The organism is Pseudomonas sp. GR 6-02 (genome assembly GCF_001655615.1).
GTDB lineage: Bacteria > Pseudomonadota > Gammaproteobacteria > Pseudomonadales > Pseudomonadaceae > Aquipseudomonas.
Genome location: NZ_CP011567.1, coordinates 2,502,758 through 2,520,413 on the forward strand (window position 1 = coordinate 2,502,758; position 17,656 = coordinate 2,520,413).

Sequence of the window (17,656 nt, forward strand, 5' to 3'; positions counted from 1 at the left end):
CAATGACCTACCGCTGGTAGGTCATTTTTCCGTGTAAACCGACCCGATCGCCCTGCATCGCGGATCTCGGTGCCACCGCTTACTTTGGCTACTGAGTGCTTCGTTGTGCACGAAGTCGCTCGGCGCCCTGCAACAACAATTGTTCCGTACCGGTCCAGCCAAGGCAGCCGTCCGTTACCGACACCCCGTACCGCAACGAAGGGCTCAACGGTTGGCAGCCTTCGAACAGATGACTCTCAATCATCATGCCGACCAGCGAGCGATCACCTTGCAGGCGTTGTTCCAGCACGTCGTTGAACACGGCGGGCTGACGTAACGGATCTTTACCGCTGTTGGCGTGGCTGCAGTCGACCATGATCCGCGCCGGAATCTTGAGTCTGGTCAAGTCGCTGTGCACTTTGGCAATGCTGTCGCGGTCGTAGTTCGGCCCGCGATGGCCACCGCGCAATACCAGGTGAGTGTCGGGGTTGCCCGGTGTCTGGATAATCGCAGGATGGCCCTGGCTGTCGACACCGAAATGGCGGTGCGGATGAGCGGCCGAGCGCATGGCGTCGCTGGCGACAGCCACACCACCATCGGTGCCGTTCTTGAACCCTACCGGCATGCTCAGGCCACTGGCCATTTCCCGATGGATCTGCGATTCGGTGGTGCGGGCGCCGATCGCGACCCAGCTCAGCAGGTCGTCAAAGTAACCGGCGGCCATCGGTTGCAGCAGCTCGGTGGCAACGGGCAGGCCCAGTTGGAGCATTTCGCGCATCAATTCGCGGGACAGGGTCAAACCGCCCGCCATGTCATCGCTGCCATCCAGGTGCGGGTCGTAGGCCAGGCCTTTCCAGCCGACCGTGGTGCGGGGTTTTTCGACGTAGGCGCGCATCACCAGCAGCATCTCGTCGCCGACTTGTGCAGACAGACGGGCCAGGTTGGCGGCGTATTCGAGGGCAGAACGTGGGTCGTGAATCGAGCAGGGACCGACGATCACCAGCAGACGGGAGTCTTCACCGTTGAGGATCGCGCGGACGGCCTGGCGGTGGGCGGCGACTTGTTGGGTCAGGGCATTGCTGAGTGGCAGTTGCTGTTTGAGTTGCAATGAGCTGGGCAGACGCAAGGTCAGCGCTTCATTGGCAGGGCTCAAGGTGGACAGCGGCAGAGCAGAGACGGACGAGTTCATATTCGGGCTTCCTGGGCTGGCGGCGGGGTCGTCCCGCGCGCTCGGCCCTAGTGGGGTGTTCGACAATTGGCCGGATTGGCTGCGTGTGTGTGCTTGCCACCTGTGGGTGACCGATCGGAGGCGGCAGGCTGTCCCGAGCGGAAGCTGGTAAATCGCCAGGCGGTAAAAGTGTCGTAACGGTAATGAGTGGCGTAATTCATGTCGTAAATCCTCAAGTTGTCTGGTGTAACGCAAAAAATGTTCAGGGCTGAAAAAACAAAACCCCCGGTCGGGAGGCCGACCGGGGGTTGAGAATTCTCTGGTGGCGACCCGTTTAAAGTGGGCGCCGTGTGGGTATCAGGCGCGCCAGTGGCTAAACCAATACCCAAAATAAAAGCTGACCGAAGCACAAACGTCATTCGCCCGGGCAGCCGCAACCGAGCGCGGGGCGCTGGCGGTACGAAGCGGTGAGAGGGCGTTGAACATGGTCTGTCTCCGATGAGTGAGCCGAGCTTACTAGAGGCCGGTACGCGGATTCAATCAGAAAATGCTATCGGGCATCACGGGACGTTTCTATCGGTTGGGTACGTCGCGGGTTGTGACACAATTTACGCAACGGGCGGCGTGTAACCGGCGTCCAAACCATCAACGTCACAAGGACGAACCATGACGACACTGACCATCGCCGCCGCACAATCGATCTCCGTCGCCGGTGATCTTGCCGCCAATATTGCCCGGCACCTGCGCTTCATGCAGGTTGCCGCGGAGCGGGGCGTGCAATTGCTGGTGTTTCCAGAACTGTCGCTGACCGGCTACGAGCGCGGTCTGGCAGCGGAGCTTGCCATCGCGCCAGACGCCAGAGTGCTGCAACCTCTACGCGATTTCGCGCGGGAAGTCGGTGTGATCAGTGTCGTCGGGATGCCGATTCGTCTGTCGGACGATTCGCCGGTGTTGATCGGTGCCCTGGTATTGGGGGCCGATGGTTCGCTCGAGATCTACAGCAAGCAGCATTTGCACCCAGGGGAGGAGGTGGCATTTGCCCCGGGAACAGGCGGTTCGACGTTGAAGATCGGTACCGACACCGTCGCGTTGGCGATATGCGCCGATTTTTCTCACGCCAGTCATGCAGCCGCCGCGGCACGGCAGGGCGCTGATCTTTATGCCGCGGGCGTGTTGATTACAGAAAGCGGCTACGCTCCAGATACCGCACTGTTGCAAGGTTATGCCCGCACCCACTCGATGGCGGTACTGATGGCCAACCATGGTGGCGCAACGGGTGGCTGGGAGTCGGCAGGGCGTAGTGCAATCTGGGCGGCGGACGGCTCGTTGGTTGCGGCGGCACCGGGGACGGGGAATCTCATGGTGGTTGCTCGTCGCAATGCTGACGGCTGGAAGGGGCAAATCGTGACTGTCGCGGAGGCTTGAATGGGGTTCGAATTGCGCCCGGCAACGTCTCGTGACCTGGACTTCGCGCGTGACCTGACTTGTCGAAATATGCTGCGCTACTACATTCAACATGAACTGTTGTGGCTGGATGAGGCTTTCGATGTTGCTTGGGAGGGACGCGAAAACTGGCTGATTGTGCGTGATGACACACTGATGGGGTATGTCAGCCTGAGCCGTGACGCCAGCGCCTTGTATATCCGCGAATTGCATTTACTTGAAGCGTACCGGGGGCAGGGTGCTGGCTCCTGGGTGATCGATCAGGTATTCGCCATGGCCTGCAAGGAACGGCGCCCGGCATTGCGTCTGACCGTATTTGAAAATAATCCGGCAAAAATACTTTACGAGAGAAAAGGACTGAAGGTGGTCGGCAAGGACCAGTGTTTCCTGAGAATGCAGCGTGATATCAATGGACTGCATCGCTGAAACACACTGCCAGCAAGCCTCGCCAGAAGAATTGACACTTTTTATATGCTGCTTTCCGCTAGGTCTGCCAGTCGCTTTTTGCTAAGGTGTCCGGCAACCCAATAAGACCAAATCGCGAGGTGTCTGCTTGATTAGGGGGCTAGTAGTCGATGACCATGATCTCGTTCGTACAGGCATTACACGAATGCTGGCTGACATCGATGGCCTGCAAGTAGTCGGTCAGGCCGAGTCGGGAGAGGAATCCCTGCTCAAAGCGCGTGAGTTGAAACCCGATGTGGTGCTGATGGACGTCAAGATGCCCGGGATCGGCGGTCTTGAAGCCACGCGCAAATTATTGCGCAGTCATCCCGACATCAAAGTCGTCGCGGTCACCGTGTGCGAAGAAGATCCGTTTCCTACCCGCCTGTTACAGGCAGGTGCCGCGGGCTACCTGACCAAGGGCGCCGGACTGCCGGAAATGGTCCAGGCCATTCGCCTGGTGTTTGCCGGGCAGCGCTATATCAGCCCGCAAATTGCCCAGCAACTGGCGATCAAATCGTTCCAGCCAACCAACGATTCGCCGTTCGACGCCTTGTCTGAGCGGGAAATCCAGATTGCGTTGATGATTGTCGGCTGTCAGAAGGTGCAGATCATCTCCGACAAACTGTGCCTGTCGCCAAAAACAGTGAATACCTACCGTTACCGTATTTTCGAAAAGCTTTCGATCAGCAGCGATGTCGAGTTGACGCTGTTGGCGGTTCGTCACGGCATGGTTGATGCCAGCCTCTGAAAATGACTGAAACCTTCGATCCAAGTGCTTTTCTGTCGACGGTCAGTGGGCGGCCGGGTGTCTATCGCATGTTCGACAGCGATGCCCGTCTGCTTTATGTCGGCAAAGCCAAGAATCTCAAGAAACGTTTGGCGAGTTACTTCCGCAAAACCGGTCTGGCCCCCAAGACCGCCGCGCTGGTAGGCCGTATCGCTCAGGTCGAAACCACCATCACGGCCAACGAAACAGAGGCCTTGCTACTCGAGCAGACGCTGATCAAGGAATGGCGCCCGCCGTACAACATCCTGCTGCGCGACGATAAGTCCTACCCTTATGTCTTTCTCTCGGATGGCCAGTTCCCGCGTTTGAGCATCCATCGCGGAGCGAAAAAGGCCAAGGGCAAGTATTTCGGCCCTTACCCCAGCGCAGGAGCGATCCGCGAAAGCCTGAGCCTGCTGCAAAAGGCTTTTTTTGTACGTCAGTGCGAAGACAGCTATTACAAGAACCGCACGCGACCTTGCCTGCAATACCAGATCAAGCGCTGCAAGGCGCCGTGTGTCGGCCTGGTCGAGCCCGAAGTGTATGCCGAAGATGTTCGCCACTCGGTGATGTTTCTTGAAGGGCGCAGCAACGCGTTGGCGGACGAGTTGTCCGCGGCCATGGAGGAAGCGGCGGTCAATCTGGAGTTCGAACGTGCCGCCGAATTGCGCGACCAGATCTCATTGCTGCGCCGGGTCCAGGACCAGCAGAGCATGGAAGGCGGGACGGGCGATGTCGATGTGATCGCAGCGTTCGTCAATCCGGGTGGCGCCTGTGTGCACTTGATCAGCGTACGCGGCGGTCGGGTGTTGGGGAGCAAGAACTTCTTCCCGCAGGTGGGTATTGAAGAAGACGTTTCCGAAGTCATGGCGGCGTTTCTCGGCCAGTACTTCATCAGCAGCCCCGAACGCGACTTGCCGAGCGAGCTAATCGTCAACGTGGTTCACGAAGACTTTCCGACCCTGATTGCGGCCATTGAAGAGCTGCGCGGTCGTGAACTGACCATCAGTCATCGTGTACGGGGCACCCGAGCGCGCTGGCAGCAATTGGCGGTCACCAATGCCGAGCAGGCGCTGGGTGCACGTCTGGCGAACCGGCAACACGTCGCGGCACGTTTCGATGCCCTGGCCGAAGTGCTGAGCCTGGACGAGCCGCCGCAACGTCTCGAGTGCTACGACATCAGTCATTCCAGTGGCGAGGCCACCGTGGCGTCGTGCGTGGTGTTCGGCCCGGAAGGCCCGATCAAGTCCGACTACCGCCGCTACAACATCGAAGGCGTCACGCCAGGCGACGACTATGCCGCGATGCACCAGGCCCTGACCCGACGCTTCAGCAAGTTGAAGGACGGAGAGGGCAAACTGCCGGACATTCTGCTGGTCGACGGCGGTAAAGGTCAGCTGTCGATGGCCCGTGACGTGCTCAATGAGCTGGCCGTGCCCGACCTGATTCTGCTGGGCGTGGCCAAGGGGGCGACGCGCAAGGCCGGTTTCGAAACCTTGTACCTCAACGATGCGGCCCATGAATTCACCTTGCGCGGTGATTCCCCCGCGCTGCATTTGATCCAGCAGATCCGCGACGAAGCCCACCGTTTCGCCATCACCGGGCACCGTGCACGGCGCGGTAAAACCCGCCGCACCTCGACGCTTGAGGGGGTTGCCGGTGTCGGACCGACACGTCGACGGGATTTGTTGAAACATTTTGGTGGATTGCAGGAGCTGTCTCGTGCCAGCATCGAAGAGATCGCCAAAGCACCCGGGATCAGTAAAAAGCTCGCAGAGTTGATTTATGCAAATCTGCACAGCGAGTAGAATGCCCAACTCACCTCGTAGCCAGTTGTGTCGATGAATATCCCTAATCTGATTACCGTTCTACGCGTCCTGCTCATCCCGATCTTCATTTTGCTGTTTTACTTGCCTTACCACTGGAGCTATCTGGCGTCGGCTTCGGTTTTTGCCTTTGCCGCCGCGACCGACTGGCTGGACGGGTATCTGGCCCGACGTCTGGAACAAAGCACACCGTTCGGGGCTTTCCTCGATCCTGTTGCGGACAAGCTGATGGTCGCCGTTGCGCTGGTGCTGCTGGTGCAAGAACACGGCAACCTGTGGCTCACACTGCCGGCCGCCGTCATCATCGGTCGCGAAATCGTCGTATCGGCACTGCGCGAGTGGATGGCCGAACTCGGCGCCCGTGCCCATGTGGCGGTATCGAACCTGGGCAAATGGAAAACCGCCGCGCAAATGCTGGCGCTGGTGATCCTGCTGGCCAATCCGTCGGACTTCAGCTTCTGGGTCCTGATGGGCTACGCTTTGCTGATGGTGTCCGCTGGCCTGACCTTGTGGTCCATGGTCCAGTACTTGCGGGCCGCCTGGCCGCATCTGAAGACGGATGTGGAAAAGAAATAAAACTTTTTTGAATCAAGGGGTTGACGGGGCATCTGGATTCTATAGAATGCGCCTCACCAAGACGCGGGAATAGCTCAGTTGGTAGAGCACGACCTTGCCAAGGTCGGGGTCGCGAGTTCGAGTCTCGTTTCCCGCTCCAAATACAGAAAAACGCCACTCATTGAGTGGCGTTTTTTTTTGCGCGGTATTTTGTTGTCAGCATTGAAAAAAGAGGCTTTTGCCTCTTTTTTCGTTCCAGCGAGTTCTGCTGAAGACCATTATCAGCCACGCTTTTTTTGTACGTTAAAACGTACATCGAAATCCTAGCTGAAGCGTCAGTACTACGTTGCTCATTTATCGTGCGTTCACAGAAGCGAATTCGCTACACTGAAAAGCTAAATTATTGGGGCGTTGTTAATCGCCGGTGCAGCGTGTACAAGCGGCATTGTCATCACTGTTGGCATCTGCCCATACATGCTTAGAACGGAATTTTGTCTCAGCATGCATGACCAGTAGGGCGGCAGAGTCAGCGCGTTGTCACAGCCGTAGCCAGACCTGAATACTCCTGCATTGCATCCTCCAACGCCCCCCGAAAATACGCTTTCGACGCCCGATCACAAAGGATGTGCAAACTCGCCTGATGCGCGGTACCGGCGTTGATCACGATCACGTTGATGCGCGCCGCCGACGTCTGTGCCACCGTCCCCGGACCGAATGTCTGGGGACTCAAGTCAGCGCCACAGAGCTTGGCCATCACCTCGCTCGGACATTCCCCTGTCAGCTGAAACCAGGCATGACTGTCCTGACGCGGCAGCAGGTAATTGGCCTGATGATCGAGTTCCCAGCGGGCTTCTTCATCGGCCATCCGTTCGCCCTGATCTTCTGGACTGCCCAGCAGTAAGTACTCGGTCTGCGACAGTCGCGCAACTAGGCTGCCATCGGCCTGGGCCACGGCGCGGTTGGGCGCGTCCGGCAGGACGAAGCCACGGTTGCGCAAGTACTCGGCACTGTGTGCGCCGCGAAAGCCGACCCGAGGCAGGTCGGTCAGGTCCACCAGGCAGTACTCCGGCGAAGGCGCCAGGGTTTGCTGACTGACGCTAGGTTGTTCTCTCAGACTGGTCATGACTCAAAGTTCCTGGCGTTGATTATCGGGATCGAAGAAAGGCAATTTCACCACTTCGGCCTGGACCACGATGCCGCCTTCGACGCGGATCGGAATCCGTTGCCCAGGCGTGCTCTGGTCGATGCCGGCGTAGGCCAGGCCGATGATCTTGCCCAGAGAGGCGGAATATTCGCAGGAGGTGACGTTGCCGCTGATGTCCGGGTCGTTGAGCACCAGATGGCCTTCCAGTGGTTGTGGGCTGCCCTTGGGCAAGGTGAAACCGACCAGTTTGCGTTTCAGCGGCTGGGCTTCGAGGATGTCCACCGAGCGGCGACCGACGAAGAATGGTTTGGTGCGACTGACCGCCCAGCCCATGTCGATTTCCGCGGGGTGGGTCATGCCGTCAGTGTCCTGACTGATGATCACATGGCCTTTTTCCAGACGTAGCAGGCGTTGGGTTTCCACGCCGAACGGGCGGATGTCATGCACCTTGCCGGCCTCCATCAGCGCGTCCCAGAGCTTGAGTCCGTGGCGCGCCGGGACGTGGATTTCATAGCCCAGTTCGCCGACAAAACCGACCCGCAGCAACCGAGCCTTGATGCCTGCCACCGTGCCCTGGCGCACTCCCAGATAAGGGAACGCTTCGGCACTCAGGTCCAGGTCGCTGCAGACCTGTTCCAGTACCTTGCGCGAGTCGGGGCCGGCGACGTTGACCGCGCAGATAGCCGCGGTGACGTTGGCAACGTCCACGTCAAGGCGCCATTGCGCATTCCACTTGAGCATCTGCTGATAGATCCGGTCGACACCGCTGGTGGTGGCGGTGACGTAGAAATGGTTCTCTGCAAACCGCGCGCAGACGCCGTCGTCGATCACCACGCCATGCTCGTTGGTCATCAGCGCGTAGCGGGAACGGCCGACTGGCTGCTTGAGGAACGCAAAGGTGTACATGCGGTTGAGCAGTTCAGCGGCGTCCGGGCCACGCACGTCTAGACCGCCCAGAGTCGAGACATCGATGAGGCCGACCTTGTTGCGTACGTGCAGGGCTTCGGCCTGCATGCACGCGTCGCGATCCTTGGCGCTTCCGTAATACGCCGGACGTTGCCAGATGCCCGCGGGCATCATCTTCGCGCCGGCTTGCAAATGGCGCGCATGCATCGGTGTTTGCCGATAGGGATCAAAAGCGCGACCGGCAACATGTGCCAGTTTCTCGGCAACAAAGGGCGGCCGAGCGGTGGTCACCCCGGTTTCGCTGATGTTGCGCTGGGTCGCCCAAGCCACCAGACGCGCAGTCGGCAGTGCCGAATGTCGTCCCTGGGACGGGCCCATGCCTACGGTGGAGTAGCGCTTGACCAGTTGCACGTCGCGGTAGCCGATTTTCGTTGCGTTGACGATGTCGGCCACTTGCAGATCCTCGTCAAAGTCGACGAAATCCTTGCCCTTGGGATGAGGGAAAATCGGCCAGTTGAAGTTGACCCGAGCTTCGCCGCTGAACGGCGCGCGTTGCGCGCCGACTGTCAGGCCGAGGGCGAGGGCGGCGTCAGTACCGGCATTCACGCCGTCGGCGATCACGTTGTCCAGTTGGTGGCGACCATTGACCGAACCGGCAACAGCGAGGTTCTGTGGCAGGCCATTGAGAGTGAACTCCGCACGCTGGTCGTCATAGGCCAGTTTGCCGCCGGCCTGACACAGCAGTTGATAGACCGGCATGTAACCGGCTGACATGCACAGCAAATCGCAATCCAGGTGGTGCCCACTGTCGGCGACCTGACCCTGTGCGGTGATCTTGCGCACGTCGACGCCAGTGACATGGCGCATGCCTTTTTCGTACAGGGCTTCGTATACCGTACTGTTGCTCAAACAACGAATTTTGCGCTTGGCCAACGCTTCGGACAGGGCTGCGTCGCCGGGTCCTGTACGGAGGTCCACCAGAGCGGCCACTTCCACGCCTTGATCATGCAGATCGAGGGCGGCGAGATAACCATCATCGTTACCCGTCAGCACCACGGCGCGTTTGCCGGGTTTGACCGCATACAGCTTCATCAGCCGTTGCGCGGCGCTGGTCAGCATCACGCCCGGCAGGTCGTTGTTGCGAAAGATCACCGGTTGGTCGAAAGAGCCGCTGCACACCAGGCACTGGCGGGCACGCACCTTGTACAGGCGCTTGCCCTGAATCACCGGCAGGTAGTTGTCGGTGAACCAGGCGTTGCAGGTAGCTTCTGTGAGTATCTGGATGTTGGCGTGCTGTTGCACCGCAGCGAGCAATTCGCGGCGTAGGTTTTCTGCTCTTTTACCTTCGATATCGAAGCGGGCATAGGTCAGCGAGCCGCCGAGAATTGGCTGCTGCTCGATGAGTAGAACCTTGGCTCCGGCATTCGCTGCAGTGAGGGCCGCGTACAGGCCGGCGGGTCCTGCGCCGATCACCGCCAGATCGGTGAACAGATATGCTTTGTCGTAATACTCGGGCTGGAAGGTCAGGTCGAGCACGCCGAGGCCGGCCTTCTTGCGAATGATCGGTTCCCAGACCTTCCACATGCCTTTGGGTTTGTAGAACGAACGGTAGTAGAACCCCACTGGCATGAATTTGGAAAACTTGCCCAGGTAAGCATCGCGGTCATTGTCCAGCGAGCCATTGACGTTCTGCGCCGTGACTTGCAAGCCGGCGGACAAAGCGTGTGCATCGGCCAGGACGTTAGGTTCTTCGGGCAGTTGCACCAGACTGTTGGCGTCTTGGCCGGCCATGGTCAGCGGGCCACGCGGGCGATGGTATTTGAACGAACGGGAAATCAGGAAGCGTCCGTTGGCCAACAAGGCGCTGGCGATGCTGTCGCCTTGCAAGCCCTGATAACGGTCGCCGTCGAAACTGAAATCCAGCGGCTGATCGCGGTTAATCAGCAGGCCCATGGGGGCGGGTAGGCGGTTCATCCTGCGATCTCCTTGGCAATTGCGCTGAACTCGACACGGGTGCTGAACAGTTCTTTAGGGTCGAAGGTGTGCAGGATTTCATCGCTGACGGTGTGACGTTCTGCCAGAAACCAGTAGCTGGACGGTGTATGCATCCACCATTCGCGCACCACGCCGGCGAGGTTGTCGGTGTTGAACACGTAGTCGGCCCATTCGGCATCGCTGCAATTAACTGGGTCGGGCATTGGCTTGAACTCACCGCCATAGGTGAACTCGCTGATATTGCGCGGCCCATTGAGCGGGCAAATCATGATTTTCATTGTCTGCTCTCCGTCAGTGGCTGGCCGCCGTGGCGCCCATTTCGTTGACTTGCTGGAAGGTCGAAAAGCGTTCGAGACCAAAGGGCTTGATCAACTCCGGCACCTTGCCGCCGCTGGCGACCAACTCGGCCATGGTCTTGCCGCAGATCGGCGTAGCTTTGAAGCCCCAGGTGCCCCAGCCAGCGTCGAGGTAGTAATTCTTCACCGGCGACAGGCCCATGATCGGGCTGTAATCCGGGGTCATGTCAGTAATTCCGGCCCATTGGCGCATCAGCTTGGCGTTGGCCAGGAACGGGAACATCTCGATGGCGTGGGCCAGCAAGCTTTCCTTGAGGTCAAGGGTCGACCGGGTGTTGAACAATGGATAGGGATCGGAGCCGCCGCCGAACACCACTTCGCCACGACTGGTTTGCTGCACGTAGCAGTGTAGGGCGGAGGAACTCACCAGCGGGTCGAGAAACGGCTTGAACGGCTGCGTGACCATCGCTTGCAGCGGGAAGGTCTGGATCGGCGAACGAATTCCGGCCTTGGCCATCAGCAAGGAACTGTGTCCGGCAATCGCCTGCACCGCGCAACCACATCTGATCGTGCCGCGGTTGGTTTTGACGGCGGTGATCGCGCCGTTCTCGATGATCAGGTCCTGGACTTCGGTGAGCTGATGGATTTCCACCCCGCGCTTGGCCGCCTGTTTGGCGTACCCCCAGGCCACGGCGTCGTGGCGTGCGGTGGCGCCGTCGATGTGCCAGAGCCCGGCGAGCACCGGCAAGTGGCCGGGATCGAGGTTGAGACTGGGCACCAGCTCGCGGATCTGCTGGCGGTCGATCATCTCGGTACGGCCGCCGAAGTGTTTGTTGACCTCGGCGCGCTGACGGAACGAACGCACCGTGGCATCGGTGTGGGCCAGGGTCAGTTGGCCGCGCTCGGAGTACATGATGTTGAAATCGAACTCGTTGGACAGCCCCTGAAACATTCGCACCGACTCGGCATAAAAGCGTACGCCCTCACTGGTCAGGTAGTTGGAGCGGATCACTGCAGTGTTGCGAGCCGTGTTGCCGCCGCCCAGATAGGACTTTTCCAGCACCGCGATGTTGGTGATGCCGTGGTACTTGGCCAGGTAATAAGCGGTGGACAGGCCGTGGCCGCCAGCACCGATGATCACCACGTCATAGCTCGGCTTGAGTTCCTTCGGTGGCGGCAAATCCACTTCCACCGGGTACTCCGAACTCAGCCCGTACTTCAATAGATTGAATGGCATAGGGCCTCCGATTGGCTGCGTAGGGCCTGGTGTTGCGCAACGGCTGCGCTGACGGTGTTTTTCATCAGAAAGGCGATGGTCATCGGGCCGACACCACCGGGTACCGGGGTGATCGCCGCGACGTGGGGCAGAGCACTGTCGAAGTCGACGTCGCCCACCAGACGGCTGCGACCATCGTCGTCGATGCGATTGATGCCGACGTCGATCACCACCGCGCCGGGCTTGAGCCAGCCGGCATCGATCAGCCGCGGCCGACCCACGGCGGCAATGACGATGTCGGCCTGACGGCACAGGGCTTGCGCATCGCGACTGCGCGAATGCAGCACAGTCACCGAGCAGTCAGCCTTGAGCAGCAGCGCGGCCATGGGCTTGCCGACGATGTTCGAGCGACCGACCACCACCGCATGCTTGCCGCGCAGGTCGCCGCAGGTTTGCTCCAGCAAATACAGGCAGCCGCTGGGGGTGCAGGGCGCAAGCACGGTGCGACCCTGGCTGAGTCCGCCGACGTTCTGGCTATGAAAACCGTCGACGTCCTTGTCCGGGTCGATGGCCTCCAGTGCACGTAATTCGTCGATATGCGCCGGTAACGGCAGTTGCAAGAGAATGCCGTTGATCGAGTGGTCGGCATTCAGGCAGGCAATCAAATTGAGTAGCTGTTCGGTGCTGGTGTCCGTAGACAACCGGTACTCCACGGAGCGGATACCGACCTCTTCGGTGCGCAGGATTTTGTTGCGCACGTAGACCTGGCTGGCCGGGTCGCTGCCCACCAGAATTACGGCCAGTGCCGGTTGAATGTCTTGCTCGCGCAGGCTGTCCACGTCCTCGCGGACCTGTGCCAACACACGGGCGGCGGCGGCTTTGCCGTCAATCAGTCGGGGCGCGTTCACCGGAAGATCACCGTTCTGTCCTGGTTGAGGAAAACCCGGTGTTCCAGGTGGTACTTGACCGCTTTGGACAGGGCCACGGTTTCGGTGTCACGCCCGGTAGCCACCAAATCGTCGGGCAGATAGACGTGATCAACGCGCTGCACTTCCTGCTCGATGATCGGCCCCTCGTCGAGGTCGCTGGTGACGTAATGCGCCGTGGCGCCGATCAGTTTCACACCACGCTGGTAGGCCTGGTGATAGGGCTTCGCGCCTTTGAACCCGGGCAGGAACGAATGGTGGATGTTGATCGCCCGGCCCGAGAGTTGCTTGCACAAATCGTCGGAGAGGATTTGCATGTAGCGCGCCAGCACCACCAGTTCGGTGCGAGTGTCGTCGACGATCTTCATCAACTCGGCTTCTTGTTGCACCTTAGTGTCTTTGGTGACTGGCAGGTAGATGAAGCGAATGCCCTCGCGTTCGGCCATGGGCCGCAGGTCGAGGTGGTTGGAGACGATGGCGGTGATGGTCATGTCCATCTCGCCCTTGTGGTAGCGGTAGAGCAGGTCGGTCAGGCAGTGGTCGAACTTGCTGACCATCAGCAGTACGCGCATCGGTTCACGGGTATCGTGCAATTCCCAGGTCATGTCGAACGCTTGGGCGACGTCGGCGAAACCGTCCTTGATCTGCTGAATATCGCCCTGGTGGCCGTCGTTGAAACGGAACACCGCGCGCATGAAAAAACGGCCGCTGAAGTCGTCGTCGAATTGCGCCATCTCCCCGATGTAGCAACCGTTGTCCGCCAGGTAGGTGGTGACGGCAGCGACAATGCCAGACACCGCGGGACAGGTGATCTTGATAATGAAATGGTTTTTTTCGTGTTGCATGACACGTCCTCGGGATGATGGCGGCAGCTCATCGCATAGCGAAAAAAATCATCAGCGGACAGCAGGCTCATCCATGAGCGCATTTTCTTGTGGGGAATAATATATTCCTGTTGGTGGCTTTATAGGGGAATGGCCGCGTGGCGTCCAGATCTTTTGTGAAAGTTTTTTAACTGGCAGGAAAAAGCGTGAGGTCGGCATGAGCCGACCCCAAGGCATCTGAAAAGCGAGGGAGAGGGGGGCGTTACTCTTTGTCGTTGCCGTAATTCATGATCGACAGCATACGGATCGGCACCTGCACCAGTTGCTCGGGGCCATGGGGAATTTCCCCTTCGAAGGTCAGGCTGTCGCCGGCTTCCATGCGGTACAGCTGATTGCCGTGGCGATAAATCAGTTCGCCTTCCAGCAAGTGCAGGAATTCGGTGCCCGGGTGGGAGAAGGTCGGAAACTCTTCACTCGCGTCATCCATGCTCACCATGTACGCCTCGAAACTCTTCTTCGGCCCACGGGTGTGATTGAGCAGATGGTAGGTGTGACCTTTCTCGGTCCCTCGCCGAACCACTTCCATCCCCTGATCAGCCTTGACCAACAACGCGCTGCCATCTTGCTGGTCGTATTCGCTGAACAATTTCGACAACGGCAGGCCCAGCACGTCGCACAGACGGCTCAGGGTATCGAGGCTGGTGGACACCTGGGCGTTTTCGATCTTGCTCAACATGCCCTGGCTGATATCGGCAATCTTGGCCACGTCGGACAGCTTCAGATCCTGCGCCTGGCGTTGGCGCTTGATCTGCAAACCCAGGTATTGCTCAAGCTTGAGGCGCGGGGCGGTTTCGGTCGGCATAGTCATCAGATCCTGCACACTTTCCGTTCGGTAATATTAGTTTCGCACTGAGAAAGTGCAAATCGCGGCGCTCAGCTCGCATCCATTGGGCGGTATTCCCACTGGGAAAAGAATTTTCCCATATATACAGCACAAAAGCGCTTTTCTCGGCGAATCAACGCTTCACTCGCGAATCTGGCAAGGGCCTTGCATTCCTAGTGGGAAACTAACTTTCTTTTTAGGAATAAAAAGTCAGTCAAGGCCCATCCACAATGTTTTGCCTTTCGCGAGGAGTGACGAGCAATGTTGCCAGCAGAAACCCAGCGCATCATCGACAAGCACGGGATCAAGTATGTGCTTGCGCAGTTTGTGGATATACACGGGGCGGCCAAAACCAAGTCGGTGCCCATCTGTGGGCTCAAGGCTGTTGCCGAGGAAGGAGCGGGGTTTGCCGGGTTCGCGATCAGCGGCATGGGCATGGAACCTCACGGCCCGGACTTTATGGCCCGTGGCGATCTGTCGACGCTGACGGCAGTGCCCTGGCAACCGGGTTACGGGCGGGTGGTGTGCATCGGCCACGTCGACGGCAAGCCCCATCCCTATGACAGCCGTTATGTGCTGCAGCAACAAGTGCAACGCCTGGAAGAAAAGGGTTGGACCCTCAACACTGGTCTGGAGCCCGAGTTCAACCTGATGCGCCGCGACGAGCAGGGCAAGCTGCAACTGGTCGACCTCAGCGACAACCTGGACAAGCCTTGCTACGACTACAAAGGCCTGTCGCGCTCCCGGGTGTTTCTTGAACGCCTGACGGAAGCTTTGCAGGCGGTGGATTTCGAGGTCTATCAAATCGACCATGAGGACGCCAACGGCCAGTTCGAAATCAACTACACCTACAGCGACGCCATGACCTCGGCGGACCGCTTCACCTTCTTCCGCATGGCCGCCGGCGAGATTGCCAATGACCTGGACATGATCTGCTCGTTCATGCCCAAACCAGACCCGAAACGTGCCGGCAACGGCATGCACTTTCACCTGTCGATCAGCAGCGCCGAGAACAAGAACCTGTTCCATGACGCCAGCGACCCGAGCGGCATGGGCCTGTCGAAAATGGCTTATCACTTCGCCGCTGGTCTGCTGGCCCACGGCCCGGCGCTATGTGCCTTCGCCGCGCCGACGGTCAACTCCTACAAGCGTCTGGTGGTGGGCAACTCGTTGTCCGGCGCGACCTGGGCGCCGGCCTTTATTGCCTTCGGCGCAAACAACCGTTCGGCGATGGTGCGGGTGCCTTACGGCCGCCTCGAATTCCGCCTGCCGGACGCCGGTTGCAATCCCTATCTGGTCAGCGCCGCGATCATTGCGGCCGGCCTGGATGGCGTCGACCGTCAGCTGGAAATCGACCAGGTTTGCAATGAAAACCTCTACAGCCTGAGCCTGGAGCAGATCGCTGCACGGGGCATCAAGACTTTGCCGCAATCGCTCAAGGAAGCCTGCGACGCGCTGGAAGCCGACCCGTTGTTCGCCGAGGTGCTGGGTCCGCAGATCGTCGGCGAGTTCATCAAGCTCAAGCGCATGGAGTGGGTGGAATACAGCCGCCACGTCTCCGACTGGGAAATCCAGCGCTACACCGAATTTTTCTAACACTGAGTTGTGACAACCATTCGGGCACCCGGCATGGCGTCGAGTGTTCACTGCCTCCGAAGGAGACTTGATATGTGTGGAATCGTAGGTCTTTATCTGAAAAATCCACAGCTGGAATCTCAGCTCGGCCAGCTGTTTGAACCCATGTTGCAGGCCATGACCGATCGTGGCCCGGACAGTGCCGGCTTCGCCATTTACGGCGATGAAGTCGCCGATGGCTGGGTCAAGCTGACCCTGCAGGCGACCACCGAAGGCTTCGACTGGACAACCCTGATGGGTGAGCTGGAAGGGCGCCTCGGCTGCTCGCTGGACTGGTTCCAGAACGCCAACGCCGCCGTGCTCAAGGTCAATGCCGAAGAGGCGCCGGTACGCTTGGCCCTCGCTGAGCTGGCGCCGAGCGTACGCATTATGAGCGCTGGACAAAGCATCGAAATCCTTAAGGGTATGGGCTTGCCCCAGGAGATTTCCCAACGCTTTGGCCTGGCCGGCATGAAGGGCAGCCACATCATCGGCCACACCCGCATGGCTACCGAAAGCGCGGTGACCATGGAAGGCAGTCACCCGTTTTCCACCGGTGCCGACCTGTGCCTGGTGCACAACGGTTCGCTGTCCAACCACTTCCGCCTGCGTCAGGAACTCAAGCGTGAAGGCATTCATTTCGAGACCGACAACGACACCGAAGTCGCCGCCGGCTACCTGACCTGGCGCTTGCAGCAAGGCGATTCGCTGAAAGAGGCGCTGGATCATTCCCTGGAGGACCTGGACGGCTTCTTCACCTTCGCCATCGGTACGCGCAACGGTTTTGCGGTGATCCGTGACCCGATTGCCTGCAAACCAGCGATCCTCGCCGAGACTGACGACTACGTCGCCATGGCCTCCGAATACCAGGCACTGTCGAGCCTGCCGGGGATCGAACACGCCAGAGTCTGGGAGCCGGCACCGGCCACTATGTACATCTGGGAACGCGAGTCAGCTTAAGGAGCGCACACATGAAAACCATCGATCTTTCCATTGCCACCGTGCGCGACCTCAACCAGGCGCTGCACGACCAGGTCAACAACGTTGAAGACCGCGAATGGGTGGTGACTCATTCGAACGGCAAGCACAACCTCGCGGTCGGGGTGAACCAGGCCGTGTCCATCGAGATCCAGGGCCACGCCGGTTACTACTGCGCCGGCATGAATCAAAAGGCTTCGATCACCGTCCACGGCAATGTCGGTGTCGGTTGCGCCGAGAACATGATGTCCGGCTACGTCCGGGTCAAAGGTAGCGCCTCTCAGGCGGCCGGTGCCACGGCCCATGGCGGGCTGCTGGTGATTGAAGGTGATGCTGGTGCGCGTTGCGGGATTTCCATGAAGGGTATCGACATCGTGGTCGGCGGCAGCATTGGCCATATGAGTTGTTTCATGGGCCAGGCGGGACGCCTGGTGGTGTGCGGCGATGCCGGCGATGCACTGGGTGATTCGTTATACGAGACCCATATTTACGTGAAGGGTAGCGTCGCATCTCTGGGTTCGGACTGCGTCGAAAAAGAGATGCGCGCCGAACACTTGGAGGAGCTGCAAGTCCTGCTGAACCGTGCCGGTTTCGAGCATAAGGCGACTGACTTCAAGCGCTACGGCTCGGCCCGACAGTTGTACAACTTCAAAGTCGATAACGCATCCGCGTACTGATCCGCGCGAGGAG

Annotated in this window: 16 protein-coding genes and 1 tRNA gene; 9 read left to right on the top strand and 8 right to left on the bottom strand. The window is 59.4% G+C overall.

Translation table 11 applies throughout. The features are described from left to right. Nucleotides 1–88: 88 nt before the first annotated feature. On the bottom strand, nucleotides 89–1,168 hold the full coding sequence (locus tag PGR6_RS11190; RefSeq protein ID WP_064617101.1) for a 3-deoxy-7-phosphoheptulonate synthase: 1,080 nt from the start codon (nucleotides 1,166–1,168) through the stop codon (nucleotides 89–91). 645 nt (nucleotides 1,169–1,813) lie between these two features. Here PGR6_RS11190 and PGR6_RS11195 point away from each other — a divergent pair. The 6 genes from PGR6_RS11195 (at nucleotide 1,814) to PGR6_RS11220 (ending at nucleotide 6,344) form a co-directional block, all read left to right on the top strand. Next, on the top strand, nucleotides 1,814–2,572 hold the full coding sequence (locus PGR6_RS11195; protein ID WP_064617102.1) for a carbon-nitrogen hydrolase family protein: 759 nt from the start codon (nucleotides 1,814–1,816) through the stop codon (nucleotides 2,570–2,572). Further along, a complete protein-coding gene (locus PGR6_RS11200) occupies nucleotides 2,573–3,016 on the top strand; it encodes a GNAT family N-acetyltransferase (protein ID WP_018927675.1) in 444 nt (147 codons plus the stop codon). A 127-nt stretch (nucleotides 3,017–3,143) separates the two neighbouring features. Continuing rightward, the gene (gacA, locus tag PGR6_RS11205; protein WP_082157786.1) at nucleotides 3,144–3,785 is read left to right on the top strand and encodes a response regulator transcription factor GacA; all 642 of its coding nucleotides are present in this window, start codon (nucleotides 3,144–3,146) and stop codon (nucleotides 3,783–3,785) included. A 2-nt stretch (nucleotides 3,786–3,787) separates the two neighbouring features. Then, complete coding sequence (uvrC, locus tag PGR6_RS11210; protein WP_007933764.1) at nucleotides 3,788–5,611, top strand: excinuclease ABC subunit UvrC; 1,824 nt, start codon at nucleotides 3,788–3,790, stop codon at nucleotides 5,609–5,611. Nucleotides 5,612–5,644: 33 nt separating this feature from the next. Further along, the gene (pgsA, locus tag PGR6_RS11215; protein WP_007933765.1) at nucleotides 5,645–6,205 is read left to right on the top strand and encodes a CDP-diacylglycerol--glycerol-3-phosphate 3-phosphatidyltransferase; all 561 of its coding nucleotides are present in this window, start codon (nucleotides 5,645–5,647) and stop codon (nucleotides 6,203–6,205) included. 63 nt (nucleotides 6,206–6,268) lie between these two features. Beyond that, nucleotides 6,269–6,344 (top strand) — tRNA-Gly (locus PGR6_RS11220). A gap of 366 nt (nucleotides 6,345–6,710) precedes the next feature. Here PGR6_RS11220 and PGR6_RS11225 read toward each other — a convergent pair. The 7 genes from PGR6_RS11225 to PGR6_RS11255 form a co-directional block, all read right to left on the bottom strand. Continuing rightward, nucleotides 6,711–7,307, bottom strand: a complete 597-nt coding sequence (locus tag PGR6_RS11225) for a sarcosine oxidase subunit gamma (RefSeq protein ID WP_018927678.1) — start codon at nucleotides 7,305–7,307, stop codon at nucleotides 6,711–6,713. A gap of 3 nt (nucleotides 7,308–7,310) precedes the next feature. Then, on the bottom strand, nucleotides 7,311–10,208 hold the full coding sequence (locus PGR6_RS11230; RefSeq protein ID WP_064617103.1) for a 2Fe-2S iron-sulfur cluster-binding protein: 2,898 nt from the start codon (nucleotides 10,206–10,208) through the stop codon (nucleotides 7,311–7,313). Beyond that, complete coding sequence (locus PGR6_RS11235; protein ID WP_064617104.1) at nucleotides 10,205–10,507, bottom strand: sarcosine oxidase subunit delta; 303 nt, start codon at nucleotides 10,505–10,507, stop codon at nucleotides 10,205–10,207. The genes PGR6_RS11230 and PGR6_RS11235 overlap by 4 nt, the downstream gene beginning before the upstream one ends. Nucleotides 10,508–10,520: 13 nt before the next feature. Continuing rightward, entirely contained in the window at nucleotides 10,521–11,762 is a 1,242-nt protein-coding gene (locus PGR6_RS11240; RefSeq protein WP_064617105.1) for an FAD-dependent oxidoreductase, read from the bottom strand. Next, a complete protein-coding gene (gene folD, locus PGR6_RS11245; protein ID WP_064617106.1) occupies nucleotides 11,744–12,649 on the bottom strand; it encodes a bifunctional methylenetetrahydrofolate dehydrogenase/methenyltetrahydrofolate cyclohydrolase FolD in 906 nt (301 codons plus the stop codon). Before folD ends, PGR6_RS11240 begins: the two co-directional genes overlap by 19 nt. Continuing rightward, nucleotides 12,646–13,512 (bottom strand): formyltetrahydrofolate deformylase, encoded by an 867-nt coding sequence (gene purU, locus PGR6_RS11250; protein WP_064617107.1) that lies wholly within the window; start codon nucleotides 13,510–13,512, stop codon nucleotides 12,646–12,648. The genes folD and purU overlap by 4 nt, the downstream gene beginning before the upstream one ends. A gap of 241 nt (nucleotides 13,513–13,753) precedes the next feature. Further along, the gene (locus tag PGR6_RS11255) at nucleotides 13,754–14,359 is read right to left on the bottom strand and encodes a helix-turn-helix domain-containing protein (RefSeq protein ID WP_105341121.1); all 606 of its coding nucleotides are present in this window, start codon (nucleotides 14,357–14,359) and stop codon (nucleotides 13,754–13,756) included. Between the two features lie 276 nt (nucleotides 14,360–14,635). Between PGR6_RS11255 and glnT the strand changes: the two genes are divergently transcribed. The 3 genes from glnT to PGR6_RS11270 all read left to right on the top strand — a co-directional run bounded on the left by glnT (nucleotide 14,636) and on the right by PGR6_RS11270 (nucleotide 17,643). Beyond that, nucleotides 14,636–15,970, top strand: coding sequence for a type III glutamate--ammonia ligase (gene glnT / locus PGR6_RS11260; protein ID WP_018927697.1), 1,335 nt, complete (start codon nucleotides 14,636–14,638; stop codon nucleotides 15,968–15,970). A gap of 72 nt (nucleotides 15,971–16,042) precedes the next feature. After that, a complete protein-coding gene (locus PGR6_RS11265) occupies nucleotides 16,043–16,948 on the top strand; it encodes a class II glutamine amidotransferase (RefSeq protein WP_064617108.1) in 906 nt (301 codons plus the stop codon). Nucleotides 16,949–16,959: 11 nt separating this feature from the next. Next, the gene (locus tag PGR6_RS11270; RefSeq protein ID WP_064617109.1) at nucleotides 16,960–17,643 is read left to right on the top strand and encodes a protein glxC; all 684 of its coding nucleotides are present in this window, start codon (nucleotides 16,960–16,962) and stop codon (nucleotides 17,641–17,643) included. Nucleotides 17,644–17,656: the final 13 nt, after the last annotated feature.